The sequence below is a fragment of the Pseudoduganella sp. UC29_71 genome (assembly GCF_042693265.1).
In the GTDB taxonomy this organism is placed as follows: Bacteria; Pseudomonadota; Gammaproteobacteria; order Burkholderiales; family Burkholderiaceae_D; genus Rugamonas.
Genome location: NZ_CP170549.1, coordinates 5,009,179 through 5,026,377 on the forward strand (window position 1 = coordinate 5,009,179; position 17,199 = coordinate 5,026,377).

The 17,199-nt window shown below is 66.8% G+C and carries 16 protein-coding genes; 7 read left to right on the forward strand and 9 right to left on the reverse strand.

Annotated features, from left to right (window positions below):
• Nucleotide 1: 1 nt before the first annotated feature.
• The 3 genes from ACFJI2_RS22155 (at nt 2) to ACFJI2_RS22165 (ending at nt 2,540) form a co-directional block, all read left to right on the forward strand.
• Complete coding sequence (locus tag ACFJI2_RS22155; RefSeq protein ID WP_377701934.1) at nt 2-1,537, forward strand: efflux transporter outer membrane subunit; 1,536 nt, start codon at nt 2-4, stop codon at nt 1,535-1,537.
• 134 nt (nt 1,538-1,671) lie between these two features.
• The gene (locus ACFJI2_RS22160; protein WP_377701935.1) at nt 1,672-2,103 is read left to right on the forward strand and encodes an Rrf2 family transcriptional regulator; all 432 of its coding nucleotides are present in this window, start codon (nt 1,672-1,674) and stop codon (nt 2,101-2,103) included.
• Nucleotides 2,100-2,540 carry a MarR family winged helix-turn-helix transcriptional regulator gene (locus ACFJI2_RS22165; protein ID WP_377701936.1) on the forward strand — a complete coding sequence of 147 codons (441 nt, stop codon included), beginning with the start codon at nt 2,100-2,102 and terminating at the stop codon, nt 2,538-2,540. Before ACFJI2_RS22160 ends, ACFJI2_RS22165 begins: the two co-directional genes overlap by 4 nt.
• On the opposite strand, the gene cynS is transcribed toward ACFJI2_RS22165, so the two are convergent.
• Nucleotides 2,525-2,995 (reverse strand): cyanase, encoded by a 471-nt coding sequence (cynS, locus tag ACFJI2_RS22170; RefSeq protein WP_377701937.1) that lies wholly within the window; start codon nt 2,993-2,995, stop codon nt 2,525-2,527. The two genes, ACFJI2_RS22165 and cynS, sit on opposite strands and share 16 nt — an antisense overlap.
• 141 nt (nt 2,996-3,136) lie before the next feature.
• Here cynS and ACFJI2_RS22175 point away from each other — a divergent pair, with 141 nt between their 5' ends.
• The 4 genes from ACFJI2_RS22175 to ACFJI2_RS22190 all read left to right on the forward strand — a co-directional run bounded on the left by ACFJI2_RS22175 (nt 3,137) and on the right by ACFJI2_RS22190 (nt 8,443).
• Nucleotides 3,137-3,325, forward strand: coding sequence for a hypothetical protein (locus ACFJI2_RS22175; protein WP_377701938.1), 189 nt, complete (start codon nt 3,137-3,139; stop codon nt 3,323-3,325).
• 4 nt (nt 3,326-3,329) lie between these two features.
• The gene (locus tag ACFJI2_RS22180) at nt 3,330-3,917 is read left to right on the forward strand and encodes an HD family hydrolase (RefSeq protein ID WP_377701939.1); all 588 of its coding nucleotides are present in this window, start codon (nt 3,330-3,332) and stop codon (nt 3,915-3,917) included.
• Nucleotides 3,918-4,020: 103 nt separating this feature from the next.
• Complete coding sequence (locus ACFJI2_RS22185) at nt 4,021-7,488, forward strand: ATP-binding protein (protein WP_377701940.1); 3,468 nt, start codon at nt 4,021-4,023, stop codon at nt 7,486-7,488.
• Nucleotides 7,469-8,443 carry a response regulator gene (locus ACFJI2_RS22190; protein WP_377701941.1) on the forward strand — a complete coding sequence of 325 codons (975 nt, stop codon included), beginning with the start codon at nt 7,469-7,471 and terminating at the stop codon, nt 8,441-8,443. Before ACFJI2_RS22185 ends, ACFJI2_RS22190 begins: the two co-directional genes overlap by 20 nt.
• A gap of 68 nt (nt 8,444-8,511) precedes the next feature.
• Here ACFJI2_RS22190 and urtE read toward each other — a convergent pair whose 3' ends face one another.
• From urtE to ACFJI2_RS22230, 8 genes are all read right to left on the reverse strand, one after another.
• Nucleotides 8,512-9,210, reverse strand: a complete 699-nt coding sequence (gene urtE, locus ACFJI2_RS22195; protein ID WP_132135570.1) for an urea ABC transporter ATP-binding subunit UrtE — start codon at nt 9,208-9,210, stop codon at nt 8,512-8,514.
• Nucleotides 9,211-9,218: 8 nt separating this feature from the next.
• Nucleotides 9,219-9,995 (reverse strand): urea ABC transporter ATP-binding protein UrtD, encoded by a 777-nt coding sequence (gene urtD / locus ACFJI2_RS22200; RefSeq protein WP_132135573.1) that lies wholly within the window; start codon nt 9,993-9,995, stop codon nt 9,219-9,221.
• A complete protein-coding gene (urtC, locus tag ACFJI2_RS22205) occupies nt 9,992-11,134 on the reverse strand; it encodes an urea ABC transporter permease subunit UrtC (protein ID WP_377701942.1) in 1,143 nt (380 codons plus the stop codon). The genes urtD and urtC overlap by 4 nt, the downstream gene beginning before the upstream one ends.
• Nucleotides 11,131-12,753 (reverse strand): urea ABC transporter permease subunit UrtB, encoded by a 1,623-nt coding sequence (gene urtB, locus ACFJI2_RS22210; RefSeq protein WP_377705883.1) that lies wholly within the window; start codon nt 12,751-12,753, stop codon nt 11,131-11,133. Before urtB ends, urtC begins: the two co-directional genes overlap by 4 nt.
• Nucleotides 12,754-12,755: 2 nt before the next feature.
• Nucleotides 12,756-14,012 carry an urea ABC transporter substrate-binding protein gene (gene urtA, locus ACFJI2_RS22215; protein ID WP_377701943.1) on the reverse strand — a complete coding sequence of 419 codons (1,257 nt, stop codon included), beginning with the start codon at nt 14,010-14,012 and terminating at the stop codon, nt 12,756-12,758.
• A gap of 23 nt (nt 14,013-14,035) precedes the next feature.
• Nucleotides 14,036-15,148, reverse strand: a complete 1,113-nt coding sequence (locus ACFJI2_RS22220; protein ID WP_377701944.1) for a porin — start codon at nt 15,146-15,148, stop codon at nt 14,036-14,038.
• A gap of 219 nt (nt 15,149-15,367) precedes the next feature.
• The gene (locus ACFJI2_RS22225; RefSeq protein WP_377701945.1) at nt 15,368-15,757 is read right to left on the reverse strand and encodes a transposase; all 390 of its coding nucleotides are present in this window, start codon (nt 15,755-15,757) and stop codon (nt 15,368-15,370) included.
• A gap of 152 nt (nt 15,758-15,909) precedes the next feature.
• A complete protein-coding gene (locus ACFJI2_RS22230; RefSeq protein ID WP_107876619.1) occupies nt 15,910-17,196 on the reverse strand; it encodes an MFS transporter in 1,287 nt (428 codons plus the stop codon).
• Nucleotides 17,197-17,199 lie beyond the last annotated feature (3 nt).

Sequence of the window (17,199 nt, forward strand, 5' to 3'; positions counted from 1 at the left end):
TATGAAAACGATAGCCAAACCCGCAACGCTGCGATTTGCGCCCGTGCTGGCGCCGCTGGCCGCCTTGCTGCTGAGTGCCTGCGCCGCGCCCGCGTTCAAGCAGCCCGACATCGCCGTGCCGGCGGCATTCAAGGAGGCGCCGGCCGGCGCGGCACGCGGCGCGCCATCGATCGCGCAGGCGGCGGGAGCACGGGCTGGCTCGGCAGCCACGGCGGAAGGCGTGCTGACCGCCGCCGACGGCAGCCAGTGGCGGCCCGCCCGCGCGGCCGAGCAGCAGCCGCGCGGCGAATGGTGGCGGGCCTTCAACGACCCGGCGCTGAACGCGCTGATCGCCGAGGCCACGCGCAACAACGCCAGCCTGGCCGGCGCCACGGCGCGCGTGAAGCAGGCGCGCGCCATCGCCGGCATCGCCGAGGCGGACCGCATGCCACAAGTGGGCGTGAACGTGGGCGCGCAGCGCGCCCTGCCCTCGCCCACGCAGGCCGGCCAGCCGGCGGGTACGCCGATGTCGCCGCAAACCAGCTACACCGCCAGGCTGACAGCCAGCTACGAGGTGGACCTGTTCGGCCGCGTGTCCTCCAACGTGGCAGCGGCGCACAACGACGCGGCCACGGCGGAAGCCACCTACCGCTCGGTGCTGCTGGCCCTGCAGGCCGACGTGGCACAGACCTATTTCCGCCTGCGCGCCACCGACGCCGAGCTGGACACCCTGGCGCGCACCGTGCAGACGCGGGAAGAAAACGTGAAGGTGAACCAGCGCCGCTTCGACCTGGGCGACATCGGCGAGTTCGACCTGGCGCGCGCCAAGACCGAGCTGTCCTCCACGCGCGCCGAGGCCATCGGCCTGCAGCGCCAGCGCGCCGCCACCGAGCACGCGCTGGCGGTCCTGCTGGGCAAGCCAGCGGCCGACTTCACTGCCGGCGCCAGTCCGCTGCTGGAGGCGGCGCTGATGCCGGTGATCCCGGCGGGGCTGCCGTCCGCGCTGCTGGAGCGGCGGCCGGATATCGCCGCCGCGCAGCGCGCCATGGAAGCGTCCAACGCCCGCATCGGCGTGGCGCGCGCCGCCATGTTCCCGGCGCTGAACATCGGCGCCTCGGGCGGCGGCGTGGGCGGCGCGTTCTCGGACGTGTTCAAGATCAGCAGCCGCTCCTGGCTGCTGGGTGCCTTGCTGTCCGCGCCGCTGATCGACGGCGGCCGCAACAAGGCCAACGTGGCGCGCAGCGAAGCGGTGCTGGACGAGGCGGTGGCGGCGTACCGGCAAAGCGTGCTGGTGGCGTTTGCCGAGGTGGAGGACAACCTGGCGGGCCTGCGCATCCTGGACGGCCAGGCGGGACAGATCGAGGACGCCGTGGTGTCGGCGCGCCGCTCGGCCGAGCTGGCGCAGAAGCTGTACGACGCGGGACGTTCCAGCTACCTGGAACTGCTGGACGCGCAGCGCAACCTGGCGGCGGTGGAGCGCACGGCGGTGCAGCTGCGCGGCAACCGCGCCGTTACCACCGTGGCGCTGATCCGGGCGCTGGGCGGAGGATGGGGGTGATACGCAGGCGCAGCGGGTCAAAAGTCGGAAGCGACGTAGGGCGGGTTAGCGGCGCAGCCGCCGCGTAATCCGCCGCACCGCCGCCCCCCACCTAAGGTACACTTGCCGCTGAAAGTCAGGCTGAAAGCTCTACCATGTCACAGAAGAACGTACAATTTACCGTCGCCGCCCACGTGGCCGCCGTGCTGGGCTACCAGTACGGCGAAGAGGTCACTTCCGCCAAGGTGGCCGGCAGCGTCAACGCAGAACCCACCTTCGTGCGCCGCTCGATCGCCAAGCTGGTCAAGGCCGGCATCGTCAACGCCACGCGCGGCAAGAACGGCGCATGCACGCTGGCGCGCCCGCCGGAAACCATCTCGCTGCTCGACATCTACCGCGCCAGCGAAGCCCCCGCCACCTTTGCCATCCACGGCTACCAGGTGCAGCCGCTGTGCCCCATCAGCGACCATATCAAGGACAGCATGGCCGCCGTGCTGGACGACGCCCAGGCCGGCTTCGAGGCCCGCCTCGCCACGCGCTCGCTGGCCGAGCTGGTGGCAGACATCCGCGAAAGGGATCACGCATGAGCAGCCAGCCAGCCGATCTCGACACGCCGCAGTGCCACTGCTTCGCGCTGCGCCAGGCGGCGCGCTACGTGAGCATGCTGTATGACCGCCATCTGGCGCCATCCGGCCTGGCCACATCGCAATACAGCCTGCTGGCGGTAATCCACGCCTATCCCGGCATCGGTATGCAGCAGCTGTCCGAGCGCATGGTGATGGACCGGACCAGCCTGGTGCGCGCCATCAAGCCGCTTGCGCGCGACGGCTACGTGCAGCAGGCACCGGACCCGGACAATAGCCGCAAGCTGGTGTTCTCGCTGACCGCCGCCGGCGACGCTAAATTCAAGGAGGCCCACGCCTGCTGGGTGCAGGCCCAGGCCGAATATGAAGCCGGCGTGGGGGCCGGGCGGGCCGCCAAACTCCGCGCCGAACTGCGCGCGCTCACTCAGAACGGTTTGTAAGGCAGGAATTTGCCGTCCAGCGTGATGATGGCGCGCGAGCCGCCTTCGGGGTCGTCCACTTTCTGGATATCCATCTTGAAATTGATGGCGCTGATGATGCCGTCGCCAAACTGCTCGTGCACCAGCGCCTTGAGCGTGGTGCCGTACACCTGCACCATTTCGTAGAAGCGGTAGATGGTGGGGTCGGTCGGCACGCCGCCCGGGATGCTGCCGCGCAGCGGGATAGTCTGCAGCAGCGCCGCCGCTTCCGCGTCCAGGCCTAGCCGCTCGGCCACCGCCAGCGCGGCGTCCTTCGGCAGCGCGTGCTGCCCCAGCAGGGCCGCCGTCACATACGGCACGCTCAGGCCCGTGCCAGCGGCCAGCTGCGCCCACGTCAAATCCTTCATTGCCTTGGCGGTGACTATCCGGGCGCTGAGCGCCATGTGCGCGTCCTGCGTATGGGTCGATTGCAGCATGGTGGTTCCTTTCAAAGGTTGAAGGCTGGGTTCCTTTCGGGATGCAACTACCGTGCCACATTTTTTGCACCAATTTGCGCCAGCGCGGAGCGCCTGTGGCTGGCCAATGTACTGAACCAGCACCGCGCGCAGATCCTGCCCATGCTGGGAGGACAGGCCGGCGGCAACGCGCGCGCACTGCTGGGCAACGACGCCGCCATGCGCACGCTGGCCATCTATTCCTACGCCCTGCTCCCCGGATTGGTGCGGCTCACCGTGAAAGAGCCAGTCTTCATCGATTTCGTGCTGAACAACCGTGACAAGATCCTGGAGCGGCTGCTGGTACAGTAGCGGGATGGACAAATCCGAACTGACCGGCTGCATCGCCTTCCTGCAGGAGGCCGAGCGGCTCAAAAACGTGCTGCGCAGCGCGCACACTTCCGAAGGCCGGCGCGAGAGCACGGCGGAACACAGCTGGCGCCTGGCGCTGTTCGCCATGCTGCTGGAAGACGAGCTGCCCGGGCTGGACTTCGCGCGCATTCTCAAGATGTGCGTGATCCACGACCTGGGCGAGGCGATCCACGGCGATATCCCGGCCATCCACCAGACGCCCGGTGCGCCGGACAAGTCGGCGCGCGAGCGGGAGGACTTGCAGACGCTGGCCGCGCCGCTGCCGGAGCGCTTGCGCGCGCAATTGCTGTCGCTGTGGGACGAGTACGACAACGCGGCTTCGCCCGAGGCGCGCATCGTCAAGGGCCTGGACAAGCTGGAGACCATGATCCAGCACAACCAGGGCATGAACCCGGCCGACTTCGATTACGCTTTCAACCTGGGCTACGGCACCATGCACACGGCGCGGCACCCGCTGCTGGCAGCGCTGCGCGAGATGGTGGATGAGGTGACGCGGGAGCGCGCGCTCGGCGGCTTACGCGCTCCGCGCTAAGCCACCCTACGGCCCGTAGGGCGGGGTAGGCGCAGCCGTAACCCGCCAAACCAGGCGTAAAACTTGCTAGTAACCCCACGACTACGCTACCTGGGACTGCAAAATGCCGGTGTCTGCACCAAAAACGGGCGTGGCCGATCAGGAACCGCCGCAGCGCATCGTCAAAATCCGCCGCGACTACAACACCTGGGTGGCCAACGAGACCATCGAAGACTACGCGCTGCGCTACACGCCGCGCTCCTTCCGCAAGTGGTCGGTGTTTCGCGTATCGAACACCGCCTTCGGCGCCATCTCCTTCCTGGTGCTGGAAGCCATCGGCGGCACCATCGCCGTCAACTACGGCTTCATCAACGCCTTCTGGGCCATCATGGCGGTGGGCCTGATCATTTTCATGACCGGCCTGCCGATCAGCTACTACGCCGCCAAATATGGCGTGGACATGGACCTGCTCACGCGCGGCGCCGGCTTCGGCTACATCGGCTCCACCATCTCATCCTTCGTCTACGCTTCCTTCACCTTCATCCTGTTCGCGCTGGAAGCGGCCATCATGGCCTACGCGCTGGAGCTGTACTTCCACCTGCCGCTCTACCTTGGCTACATGGTCAGCGCGCTGGTGGTGATCCCGCTGGTGACGCACGGCGTGACCCTCATCAGCCGCATCCAGATGATTTCGCAGCCGGTATGGCTGGTGCTGCTGGTGCTGCCCTTCATCGCCATCATCGCGAAGAAGCCGGAGCTGCTGTCCCAGCTGGGCCACTTCGCCGGCCAGTCGCCCGGCAACGGCCAGTTCAACATGCTGATGTTCGGCGCCGCGACCGCCGTCGGCGTGGCGCTCATCACCCAGATCGGCGAGCAAGTGGACTTCCTGCGCTTCATGCCCGAGAAGACCGCGACAAACCGCGTGCAGTGGCACCTGGGCGTGCTGATCGCAGGCCCGGGCTGGATACTGCTCGGCATTGCCAAGATGCTGGGCGGCGCGCTGCTGGCCGTCCTGGCCATCAACAGCGGCGTGTCGCTGGCGCAGGCCGTCAATCCCAACCAGATGTACCTGGCGGGCTTCCAGCAGGTGTTCGCCAGCCCCACCGCCGCCGTGCTGGTAACGGCCTGCTTCGTCATCATCTCGCAGGTGAAGATCAATATGACCAACGCCTACGCCGGCTCGCTGGCGTGGTCCAACTTCTTCGCGCGGCTCACGCACAGCCATCCGGGTCGCGTGGTGTGGGCGGTGTTCAACGCGCTGATCGCCGTGCTGCTGATGGAGCTGGACGTGTTCCAGGCGCTGGACCAGATGCTGGGGCTGTATTCCAACATCGCCATTTCGTGGATCACCGCCGTAGTAGCGGACCTGGTGGTGAACAAGCCGCTGGGCCTGAGCCCGAAGGGCATCGAATTCCGCCGCGCCTACCTGTACGACATCAACCCGGTGGGCGTGGGCGCCATGGTGCTGGCGTCCGCGCTGTCGGTGGCGGCGTTCGCGGGGCTGTTCGGCGCGCAGGCGCAGGCCTTCTCGGCCTTCATCGCGCTGGGCACGGCCTTCATCGCCTCGCCGCTGATCGCCATCGCCACCAGGGGGCGCTACTATATCGCGCGCCAGCCGGCGCCTTCCTCGGCGCGCTCCAAGGTGTGCTGCATCTGCTCCAAGGAATACGAATCGGACGACATGGCGCACTGCCCGGCCTACCAGGGACCGATCTGCTCCCTGTGCTGCTGCCTGGACGCGCGCTGCAACGACGTGTGCAAGCCGCACGCGCGCTTCACGGAACAGTGGGACAGCGCCATGAAGGCGCTGCTGCCCAAGTCCATGTGGCCCTACATTACCAGCGGCCTGGGGCACTACCTGCTGCTGATGATGGTGACCGTGCTGTTCCTGGGCGGCCTGCTCGGCCTGATCTATGTGCACGAGGAACGGCTGCTGATCGAGGCCGGGTCGCCCCTGCTGCCGCAGCTGCGGCTGGCCTTCATGAAGATCTTCGGCGCGCTGCTGCTGGCCAGCGGTATCGTGGCGTGGTGGCTGGTGCTCACCAGCGAGAGCCGGCGCGTGGCGCAGGAGGAATCGAACCGCCAGACCGGGCTGCTGACGCGCGAAATCGAACTGCACGGCCAGACCGACGCCCAGCTGCAGCAGGCCAAGAAGCAGGCCGACCAGGCCAACCAGGCCAAGAGCCGCTATATCGCAGGCATCAGCCACGAGATCCGCACCCCGCTGAACAGCATCCTGGGCTACGCGCAGCTGCTCGACAACGACCCGTCGATCCCGGAACACCGCCAGCAGGCCATCCGCGTGATACGCGGCAGCGGCGAGCATTTGCTGTCGCTGATCGAAGGCACGCTGGACATCGCCCGTATCGAAGGCGGCAAGCTCAGTTTCGACATCAAGGAGGTGAAGTTCCCGGACTTTATCGGCCAGGTCGTGCGCATGTTCGAGCAGCAGGCCAGCGCCAAGGGACTGTCCTTCCGCTACGAACTGACCGGCGAGCTGCCGCGCGTGGTGCGCGCGGACCGCAAGCGGCTCGGGCAGATCCTCATCAACATCTTAGGCAACGCAGTCAAGTTCACGGAGCGCGGCGGCGTGGTGTTCCGGCTGCGCTACGCGCGCGACATGGCGGCCTTCGAGGTGGAGGACAGCGGCCCCGGCATCCTGGACGAGGAACGCGAATGCATCTTCGAGCCGTTCACGCGCGGCAGCGCCGGCGAGCATGCGGGCGCCGCAGGCACCGGCCTGGGCCTGCCGATCAGCAAAATGCTGACGCAGCTGATGGGCGGCGAGCTCACGCTCAACAGCACGCCGGGCAGCGGCAGCACTTTCCAGATCAAGCTGATGCTGCCGCGCGTGCACACGGAAGCGCGCGGGGACGGCGCGCCCGAGCCGGTGCGCACCGGCTATGCGGGCCGGCGCCGCAGGGTGCTGGTGGTGGACAACGAGCGGGTGGACCGCGAGCTGCTCGTCAACATCCTGGCGCCGCTGGGCTTCGAGATGGCGCAGGCCGTGTCGGGCGCGGACTGCGTGGACAACTACGCCGCGTTCGGCCCGGACCTGATCCTGATGGACCTGGCCATGCCCGGCATGGACGGCTGGGAGGCCAGCCACATCATCCGCCAGGTGCACCGCTCGGCGGTGCCGATTGCCATCGTGTCGGCCAATGCCTATGACAAGGGCCTGGAGAACCCGGCCGCGATTCCGGCCGAGGACTTTTTCGTCAAGCCGGTGAACGTGGCCGAGCTGCTGGACTGGATCGGCCGCCGCCTCCAGCTGGAGTGGATTTCGCACGCGGGAACCCGGGGCATCAGCAGCGAGATCGTGTCGCAGGAGACGGCGGCGCAGCCGGTGCTCATCTTCCCGCCCGCCGAGCATCTGGTGGAACTGCGCGCACAGCTCAAGCTCGGCTATGTGCGCGGCATCGTCCACCAGCTGGATGAAATCGCCATGCTCGGCCCCGAATACGCGGCATTCATCGCCGCCATGCGCGGCCACGCGGCACGCTTCCAGCTGGACGCGATGGCGCGGCTGCTGGAACAACGCGCGGAACAAATCAAGGAACAAGGAGAAAAACATGATACCGAAGCAGTTTGAACACCGTCCCGGCCACCTGGTGCTGATCGTGGACGACGTGCCGGAAAACCTGGCGGTGCTGCACGACGCGCTGGACGAGTCGGGCTTCACGGTGCTGGTGGCCAACAGCGGCGCGGCTGCACTGGAGCGCTGCGCGCAGGCGGTGCCGGACATTATCCTGCTCGATGCGGTGATGCCGGGCATGGACGGTTTTGAAACCTGCCGCCAGCTGCGCGCGCAGATCGCCACGCGGCACGTGCCCGTCATCTTCATGACGGGACTGACCGAGACGGAGCATGTGCTGGCGGCCTTCAGCGCGGGCGGCACGGACTATGTGAGCAAGCCGGTGCGGCAGAGCGAGGTGCTGGCGCGCATCGCGGCGCATTTGCAGACGGCGCGGCTGATGAACCAGGCGCGCAGCGCGCTGGATGCGTTTGGCAATGCCACGCTGGCGATCGGGCCGCGCACGGGGCGCATCGTGTGGCAGACGCCGCTCGCGCGGCAGCTGATGCAGAATTATTTCGCGCTGCCGGGCACGGGGCAGCTGGCCGACACCCCGGCCGAGCTGACGGCGTGGCTGGCGGCCACGGTGGAGGCGCGCCGCGCGGGGCAGGATCATCCGCCGCTGAACGTAATCCAGGGCGCGCAGCGCCTGATATTCAGCGCGGCGGACGTGAACAACCAGGAGCAGTGGATGGTGGTGCTGCGCGAGGAGTCGGACGCGGCGCAGGTGCAGGCGCTGGTGGCGCTGTTCAAGCTGACCATGCGCGAGGCCGAGGTGCTGCATTGGGTGATCAAGGGGAAGACCAACCGCGATATCGGCGACATCCTCGGCACCAGCCCGCGCACGGTGAACAAGCACCTGGAGCATGTGTTCGAGAAGCTGGGGGTGGAGACGCGCACGGCGGCCGCGTCGCTGGCCATGAACAAGCTGCGCGGGTCGGCGGAGGCGGGGGCGATGGCGGCCAGTGCGTGAGTCACGGGCGCGCACGGCCCACGTAGGGCGGGTTAGGCGCGCAGCGCCGTAACCCGCCGCCGGCGCCGTCACACCGCCAAATGCCGCCGCACGTCATCGCCGTCCATCTCGTCCGGCGCGCCGGCGGCGACCACTTCGCCGCGCGAGAGCACCACGAACTTGTCCGCCAGCGCGCGCGCGAAATCGAAATACTGCTCGCACAGCAGGATGCCGATATCGCCGCGCTGCCGCAGCAGCCGTATCACGCGCTCGATGTCCTTGATGATGGACGGCTGGATGCCCTCGGTCGGCTCGTCCAGGATAATCAGCTTGGGCCTGGCCAGCAGCGCGCGCGCAATGGCCAGTTGCTGCTGCTGCCCGCCCGACAGATCCCCGCCGCGCCGCCCCAGCATTTCCTTCAGCACCGGAAACAGCTCGTACACCTCGCCGCTGATGGTGGCCGCCTCGCGCCGCGACAGGGTGGCCATGCCCATCAGCAGGTTCTCCTCCACCGTGAGCCGCGCAAAAATCTCGCGTCCCTGCGGCACGTAGGCGATGCCCGCCGCCGCGCGCTGGTGCGGCTTGAAGCGCGTGATGTCGCGTCCATTGAACGTCACCTTGCCGCGCGCCACCGGCAGCACGCCGGTCAGGCACTTGAGCAGCGTGGTCTTGCCCACGCCGTTCCTGCCCAGCAGCGTCAGGCATTCCCCCTTCTCCACCGACAGCGACACGCCGCGCAAGGTGTGCGACGAGCCGTAGTACTGGTTCACTTGTTCGACTTGCAGCATATGGCTCCCTAGCGTCCCAGATAGACTTCAATCACGCGTTCATCGGCCTGCACCTGGTCCATGCGGCCCTGCGCCAGCACCGATCCCTCATGCAGCACCGTCACGTCGCCCTGCTGCGCGATCTCGGCGACAAAGCCCATGTCGTGCTCCACCACCATGATGGAATGCTTGCCACGCAATTCGTTGAGCAGCTCGGCAGTGCGCGCGGTTTCCGCGTCCGACATGCCGGCCACGGGTTCATCGAGCAGTATGAGTTGCGGCTCCTGCATCAGCAGCATGCCGATCTCCAGCCACTGCTTCTGGCCGTGCGACAGCAGGCCGGCCAGCCTGTCCTCCTGTCCGTTCAGGCGGATCAGGCGCAGGATTTCGGCGATCTTGTCGCGCTGCTCGGAGGTGAGCCGGGCGAACAGCGTGGGCCGCACGCGCTTGTCCATCTTCGCAGCCAGCTCCAGGTTCTCGAACACGGTGTGCTGCTCGAACACCGTGGGACGCTGGAACTTGCGGCCGATGCCGGCGTGCGCAATGTCGTACTCCGTCATGCCCGCCAGGTCGTAGGTCTGCCCGAAGAAGGCGCTGCCGGAGGTGGGCCGCGTCTTGCCGGTGATGACATCCATCATCGTGGTCTTGCCGGCGCCGTTGGGGCCGATGATGCAGCGCAGCTCGCCCACCGCAATGTTCAGGCTCAGTTTATTGAGCGCCTTGAAGCCGTCGAAGGACACGGTGATGTCGTCCAGGTAGAGGATGACGCCGTGTTCCGTGTCCAGGCCTTCGCGTTTTACCGTCATGCCACCTCCTTGGCCGGCGTGGCGGCGGGTGCGGATACGGCGCCGGGCGCCGGTTCGGGCGCCGGCGCGCTGCGTTTCAGTTTTTCCATCAGGCCCAATATGCCTTTCTGCATGAACAGCGTGACGAGGATGAACAGCAGGCCCAGTGCGAACAGCCACAGGTCCGGGAAGGCGGCCGTGAACCAGCTTTTCAGGCCGTTCACGGTGAACGCGCCGATAATGGGGCCGACCAGCGTGCCGCGCCCGCCCACCGCCGCCCAGATCACCATTTCGATGGAGTTCGCAGGCGACATTTCGGACGGGTTGATGATGCCCACCTGCGGCACGTACAGCGCGCCTGCTATGCCGCACAGCACAGCCGACAGCGTCCACACGAACAGCTTGAACCACAGCGGGTTGTAGCCGATGAACATGAGGCGCGACTCCGAATCGCGCACGGCCTGCAGCACGCGGCCCAGCTTGGAGGTGACGATCCAGCGGCACAGCACCAGCGCGCCCAGCAGGAAGCCCAGCGTCACCAGGTACAGCACGGCCTTGGTGCCCGGCGCGGTGACGCTGAAGCCGAGGATGCGCTTGAAGTCCGTGAAGCCGTTGTTGCCGCCGAAGCCGGTGTCGTTGCGGAAGAACAGCAGCATGAAGGCGTACGTCATGGCTTGCGTGATGATGGAGAAGTACACGCCCTTGATGCGCGAGCGGAAGGCGAAGTAGCCGAACACGAAGGCCAGCACCCCCGGCACCAGCACTACCAGCGCCATGCAGTACCAGAAGTTGTCCGTCATGGACCAGTACCAGGGATAGGTTTTCCAGTCGAGGAAGACCATGAAGTCCGGCAGGTTGCTCTGGTAGACGCCGTCGCGGCCGATGGCGCGCATCAAATACATGCCGTGCGCATAGGCGCCCAGCGCGAAGAACACGCCGTGGCCAAGCGACAGGATGCCGGTGTAGCCCCACACCAGGTCCAGCGCCAGCGCGGCCAGCGCGTAGCACATGAATTTGCCGACCAGGCCCATGGCGTAGCTGGACACGTGCAGCGCGTGCCCGGACGGGAACACGAGGTTCAGCAGCGGCAGCAGCGCCGCCAGCGCCGCCACGGCGCAGATGGCGGTCCAGGCGCGGGGGGAATACAGTACGGGCCTCATTCTACGCTCCTGCCTCTCAGCGCGAACAGCCCTTGCGGCCGGCGCTGGATGAAGATGATGATGAATACGAGGATGGAGATTTTCGCCATGACGGCGCCCGCCAGCGGTTCCAGGAACTTGTTCACCTCGCCCAGCCCCAGCGCGGCGATCACGGTGCCGGCCAGCTGGCCGACGCCGCCCAGCACCACCACCATGAAGGAGTCCACGATATAGGCCTGGCCCAGGTCCGGCCCCACGTTGCCGAGCTGGGACAGCGCCACGCCGCCCAGGCCGGCGATGCCGGAGCCGAGACCGAAGGTCATCATGTCGATGCGGCCGGTGGGCACGCCCACGCAGTCGGCCATGCGGCGGTTCTGCATCACGGCGCGCACAAAGAGGCCCAGGCGGGTCTTGTTCAGGATCAGCCACACGGCCGCCACCACGATGACGGCGAAGGCGATGATGGCGATGCGGTTATACGACAGCACCAGCGAGCCAAGCACGGTCACGCCGCCGGACATCCACGAGGGGTTGGCCACTTCCACGTTCTGCGCGCCGAAGATGGTGCGCACCAGCTGCATCAGCATCAGGCTGATGCCCCAGGTGGCCAGCAGCGTTTCCAGCGGCCGGCCGTAGAGCCAGCGGATCACCGTGCGCTCCAGCGCCACGCCGACCGCGAACGCCACCAGGAAGGCGGCCGGCAGCGCGGCGGCCAGGTACCAGTCCAGCGCAGCGGGGAAGTAGTGGCGGAACAGGGACTGGCACAGATAGGTGGTGTAGGCGCCTATCATCAGCAGTTCGCCGTGCGCCATGTTGATGATGCCCATCAGGCCGAAGGTGATGGCCAGGCCGAGCGCGGCCAGCAGCAGCACGCTGCCCAGCGACACGCCGTAGAACAGGTTGCCGACGAACTCGGTGCGGGCGATGCGGCTGTCGATGCGGTTCAGCGCGTCCACGGCGGCGTCGCGCACCGCGGCATCCGGCTCGGCGAAGCTGCCGCCCTCCTTGGCCAGCATGGCTTGCAGCACGGGGCGCAGCGCGGCGCCGCCGCTGTCGGCCAGGCTGGCTACGGCGGCCTTGCGCACGGCGGCGTCCGGCGAATGCAGGTCGGCGGTGGCCACCAGGGTTTGCAGGATGGCCTTGATGTCCGGGTCTTTTTCCAGCGCGTGGGCCTTGCGGATCAGCGGGGCTTGCGCGGCGTCGGCCGGCTTGGCCTGCAGCTGCAAGGCTGCGGCCAGGCGCTGCGCGCGGTCCGGCGACAGCAGCGCCATGCCGGACAAGGCGCCTTCCACCGCGCCGCGCAGGCGGTTGTTGACGACCACGCCGTCCACGCCGTCCGGCACCGGGCCGGAGGCGCCGGTGACGGGGTTCCAGGCCTTGTCGCCGTCAACGACAAGGATGGCGCCGTCCGGCGTGGCGTACAGCGTGTCGCCGTTCAGTGCTTGCAGCACCCTGAGCGCGTCCGCGTCGGCCAGCGCGGCGATCTTGCCGACCGCTTCGATGCGGGCGTCCGGGTCGTCGCCGGCCAGCGGCTGGAGCAGCGCGGGGTCGATGGCGGCGTGCGCCGCCAGGGCTTGCAGGCAGAGCGCAGCGGCGACGACCGCGCGCCGCGCCACTTTAAGAGTCGCGGTCGTCATCATCATCACATCTTCTGTTTGCCTTCATTGCCCTTGATGAAGGGACTCCATGGCTGCGCGCGCAGCGGGGCCTTGGTTTTCCACACCACGCTGAACTGGCCGTCGCCCTTGATCTCGCCTATCATCACCGGCTTGTGCAGGTGGTGGTTGGTCGGGTCCATGGTCAGCGTGAAACCGGACGGCGCCTTGAAGGTCTGGCCGCCCATCGCCGCGATCACCTTGTCGGTGTCCGTGGTGCCGACCTTCTCCACCGCCTGCTTCCACATATGGATGCCGACATAGGTTGCTTCCATCGGGTCGTTGGTCACCACGGTGTTCGCGTTGGGCAGCTTCTTGGCGACGGCGTAGGCTTTCCACTTCTTGATGAAGTCCGTATTGACGGGGTTCTTCACAGACTCGAAGTAATTCCACGCCGCCAGGTGGCCCAGCAGCGGCTTGGTGTCCACGCCGCGCAGTTCCTCTTCGCCCACCGAGAACGCCACCACCGGCACGTCCGTCGCCTTCAGGCCGGCGTTGCCCAGCTCCTTGTAGAACGGCACATTGGAGTCGCCGTTGATGGTGGAGATGACCGCCGTCTTGCCGCCCGCCGAGAACTTCTTGATGTTGGCCACGATGGTCTGGTAGTCCGAATGGCCAAACGGGGTGTACACCTCGTCGATGTCGCTGTCCTTCACGCCTTTGCTCTTCAGGAATGCACGCAGGATCTTGTTGGTGGTGCGCGGATAGACGTAATCGGTGCCCAGCAGGACGAAGCGCTTGGCGGCGCCGCCGTCCTTGCTCATCAGGTATTCAACGGCGGGGATGGCTTGCTGGTTGGGCGCGGCGCCGGTGTAGAACACGTTCTTCTCCAGCTCCTCGCCTTCGTACTGCACCGGGTAGTACAGGATGCTGTTCAGTTCCTTAAACACCGGCAGCACGGACTTGCGCGACACGGAAGTCCAGCAGCCGAACACGGCGGCCACCTTGTCGTTGGCGATCAGCTGGCGCGCCTTTTCGGCGAACAGCGGCCAGTTGGAGGCCGGGTCCACCACCACGGCTTCCAGCTTCTTGCCCAGCACGCCGCCGTTGGCGTTGATTTCGTCGATGGTCATCAGCGCCACGTCCTTGAGCGACGTTTCGGAGATGGCCATGGTGCCGGACAGGGAATGCAGGATGCCGACCTTGATGGTGTCGGCCGCTTGCGCGGAGACGCCTGCCATCAGCATGGCGGCGCCGGCGGCGATCTGGGTGAAGGTGGCGATGAATGTGCGGCGAGTTTGCATGGCGGTCCTCGTAGAGTGTGGGATCAATATTGGAGTTGCAGCGCGACGACGAATTTGTTCTGGTCCGGCGCGGCCGCGACCTTGGTACGCGAGTACACGGCGCTCACCTGCGCGTTGTAGCCGTCGATGATGTAGTTCACGCCGACGTCGCTCTGGCGGGTGTTGATGTGGGTGTCGGGCGTGAACTTCTGGAAGCGCACGAAGGGCTGCAGCTTGCCCCCGCCCAGGCCCTGCTCGAAGATGTAGGAGGCGCCGGCCGACCAGGCCTCGCCCTGTTCGGACTTGATGACGTTGTCGGTGTCGTAGTCGTAGTAGGCGGCTTCGATGGCGAAGGCGCCCGAGCCGGGGATGCGCTTCTCCAGCAGGAAGTCCACGTTCCACGCGGTGTAGTCGCCCACGCCGGCGATGGTCAGCACGCCGTCCTTCTGGCTGCGCCCCGCCACGCCGATGGCGAGGATGTCCTTGCCGCCGAGGTAGTTGCCGGTGCCGTAGTAGCCCGGTTCGGCGTCCCAGAAGTCATACTGCACGCGGCCCGCGTACATCAGTGAATCGGAGGTTTTCACGCCGGCGGCCTTGGCCTGGTTCTGCGTGAGCGAGCCGATGCCGAAGGTGTGGCCTTCGAAGGCGCCGAAGGAGTAGCCCAGCCTTCCGCCGTCGAGCGCATTGCCCCACACGACCACGCCGTCGTCGCGGCCGCGGAAGATGCCGCCGTTGTAGCCGTAGCGCGACGCCACGCCGGCCCAGTAGCCGCCGCCCAGCGAGTAGTATGGCCCGGCCATGTTGGCGCGGTCGCTCGGCGAGAGCAGGCGGCCAGCCCAGATATTGAGTTCGGGCGAGATGGCGAACTGGCCGGCCGCGTCGAGCACGCGGATCTTGTCGCCGTCCCACTCGGTGTTGAACATGCCCTTGATGTTCTTGTTCAGCGAAGCGCCGAAGAACAGGCGGGCGCTGTCCAGGTTCAGGTCATTCGAGCGCGACGTGCCGTTCGGCGCGCCGTCCTCGATGCTGGAGTAGGAGCCGCGCATGCCGAAGCCCACGCTGACCGACTTGTCCTCGCCCACCGCGATGGTGGCTCCCGCCTGCGCCAGCATAGGCGCCGCCGCCATGGCGGCCAACAGTGCTCGTTTCTGTTTCATAGTCATCCCAGGCCTCTCTCATGTTGTGGTTCGTTGTTGACATGAGATTAACCAGTGGGGGATCACTGCGACATACGTCAACTGACGTAGTTGCGCGTTTTCGGCGGATCGGACTTTGGCGGGTTACGCTTCGCTAACCCGCCCTACGCGTCTGCCGCGCACCAGTTGATCGGGTAGGTTCCGGTCGCCACGTGGCGATGGAAACTCGACCAGGGCCAGTCACGTACGCGCTGCACCAGCGCGTGCTTGACCGGGTTCCAGTGCAGGTAGTCGAGGTGGCGTTTGAAGTCTTCCTCTGAGCGCAGCGCGTACTCCCAGTAGCGGTGCTGCCATGACGCGCCGCAGGCCTTTGGTCATGTGGGTCTTGACCAGGCGTACGCGCAGCGGGTAGTTGCTGTCGCCTTCGGGCAGGGTCCAGATCATGTGCAGGTGATCGGGAAGCAGGACCATGCCTTCGATGCGGAATGGATGCTTGCGGCGCACCGAGGTGATGGCGTTTCTCAACGCTGCGCGCATCGGCGCGTCGCACAGGATAGGGCGGCGTTGCTCGGTGACGACGGTGAAGAAGTAGCTGCCGCCGGGGATGTACAGTCGACGATAGTCGGGCATGGCTCATCCTTGCAGTGCGCATAGGATGAGGCTAGGGGATGGGGGAAATTGGCGTTTGCGGCGGATCAAACATTGGCCACGCAGCGCGACCGCGCACCGTGGACGTAGGGCGGGTTAGCGCGGAGCGCGTAACCCGCAGCGGCGTCACGCCATCAGTTGCGCGAGCGGCACAGCAGCAGTGCGATCAGGCTCAGTCCCGCTGCGGTGGAGAGGTAGTAGCCGACGTAGCTCAAGCCGTAGTGCGTGGCCAGCCAGGTGGCGGCGTACGGTGCCAGCGAGGCGCCGAGGATGCCGGCCAGGTTGAACGTCAGCGAGGCGCCGGTGTAGCGCACTTCGGCCGGGAACAGCTCGGACAGCATGGTGCCCAGCGGGCCGTAAGTCATGCCCATCAGGCCAAGGCCGATCGACATGGCCAAGGTCACTTCTATCGTGCTGCCGGAGCCGAACAGGGGAGCCAGCACCAGGCCGAAGGCCATGATCAAGGCCGACACGACGATCAGGGTCAGGCGGCGGCCGTAGCGGTCCGCCACCAGCGCGGTGACCGGAATGGTCAGGCCGAAGAACAGCACCGAGAACAGCTGCAGGATCAGGAAGTCCTTGCGGGTATAGCCCAGCGCGGAGGTGCCCCAGCTCAGGGTGAACACCGTCATCAGGTAGAACAGCACGAAGGTGGCCATGGCCATCAGGGTGCCCAGCACCAGCATGCGGGTATGGTCGCGCAGTACCGCCACCACCGGCACCTTCACGCGCTCGCCCTTGTCCAGCACTTTCTGGAAGTCCGGCGTTTCGGTGATCTTCAGGCGCACGTACAGGCCGACGATGACCAGCAGCGCGCTGGAAAGGAAGGGAATGCGCCAGCCGTAGGAGAAGAACTGCGCGTCGGTCAGCGTCTGGCTCAACAGCAGGAAGATGGAGCCGGACAGGAAGAAGCCGATCGGCGCCCCCAGCTGCGGGAACATGCCGTACCAGGCGCGCTTGCCCGGCGGCGCGTTTTCGGTGGCCAGCAGCACCGCGCCGCCCCACTCGCCGCCCAGGCCCAGGCCCTGGCCGAAGCGGCACAGCGCCAGTAGCAGCGGCGCGGCGGTGCCGATGGCGGCATAGGTAGGCAGCAGGCCGATGGCCACGGTGGACAGGCCCATGGTGAGCAGCGCCGCCACCAGCGTGGCCTTGCGGCCGATGCGGTCGCCGAAGTGGCCGAACACGGCCGAACCGACCGGGCGCGCGAAGAAGGCGATGGCGAAGGTGGCCAGCGATTGCAAGGTGGCGGCGGCGGCGTCGCCGGCCGGGAAGAATAGCTTGGGGAAGACCAGCACGGCGGCGGTCGCGTAAATGTAGAAGTCGAAGAATTCGATGGTGGTGCCGATCAGGCTGGCGAACAGCACGGTGGCGGGGGAATTGGCCTGGCTGGCCTGCTGTACGCCGGGGTGAGGCTGACTCATTAC

Bases quoted from the DNA above. Each gene is read 5' to 3' on its own strand.
- ACFJI2_RS22165 (WP_377701936.1), top strand. From the start codon at position 2,100: ATGAGCAGCCAGCCAGCCGATCTCGACACGCCGCAGTGCCACTGCTTC.
- ACFJI2_RS22190 (WP_377701941.1), top strand. From the start codon at position 7,469: ATGATACCGAAGCAGTTTGAACACCGTCCCGGCCACCTGGTGCTGATC.
- ACFJI2_RS22185 (WP_377701940.1), top strand. From the start codon at position 4,021: ATGCCGGTGTCTGCACCAAAAACGGGCGTGGCCGATCAGGAACCGCCG.
- urtA (WP_377701943.1), bottom strand. From the start codon at position 14,012: ATGCAAACTCGCCGCACATTCATCGCCACCTTCACCCAGATCGCCGCC.
- urtC (WP_377701942.1), bottom strand. From the start codon at position 11,134: ATGAGGCCCGTACTGTATTCCCCCCGCGCCTGGACCGCCATCTGCGCC.
- urtD (WP_132135573.1), bottom strand. From the start codon at position 9,995: ATGACGGTAAAACGCGAAGGCCTGGACACGGAACACGGCGTCATCCTC.
- urtE (WP_132135570.1), bottom strand. From the start codon at position 9,210: ATGCTGCAAGTCGAACAAGTGAACCAGTACTACGGCTCGTCGCACACC.
- urtB (WP_377705883.1), bottom strand. From the start codon at position 12,753: ATGATGACGACCGCGACTCTTAAAGTGGCGCGGCGCGCGGTCGTCGCC.
- ACFJI2_RS22160 (WP_377701935.1), top strand. From the start codon at position 1,672: ATGTCACAGAAGAACGTACAATTTACCGTCGCCGCCCACGTGGCCGCC.
- cynS (WP_377701937.1), bottom strand. From the start codon at position 2,995: ATGCTGCAATCGACCCATACGCAGGACGCGCACATGGCGCTCAGCGCC.
- ACFJI2_RS22180 (WP_377701939.1), top strand. From the start codon at position 3,330: ATGGACAAATCCGAACTGACCGGCTGCATCGCCTTCCTGCAGGAGGCC.
- ACFJI2_RS22175 (WP_377701938.1), top strand. From the start codon at position 3,137: ATGCTGGGAGGACAGGCCGGCGGCAACGCGCGCGCACTGCTGGGCAAC.
- ACFJI2_RS22220 (WP_377701944.1), bottom strand. From the start codon at position 15,148: ATGAAACAGAAACGAGCACTGTTGGCCGCCATGGCGGCGGCGCCTATG.
- ACFJI2_RS22225 (WP_377701945.1), bottom strand. From the start codon at position 15,757: ATGCCCGACTATCGTCGACTGTACATCCCCGGCGGCAGCTACTTCTTC.
- ACFJI2_RS22230 (WP_107876619.1), bottom strand. From the start codon at position 17,196: ATGAGTCAGCCTCACCCCGGCGTACAGCAGGCCAGCCAGGCCAATTCC.
- ACFJI2_RS22155 (WP_377701934.1), top strand. From the start codon at position 2: ATGAAAACGATAGCCAAACCCGCAACGCTGCGATTTGCGCCCGTGCTG.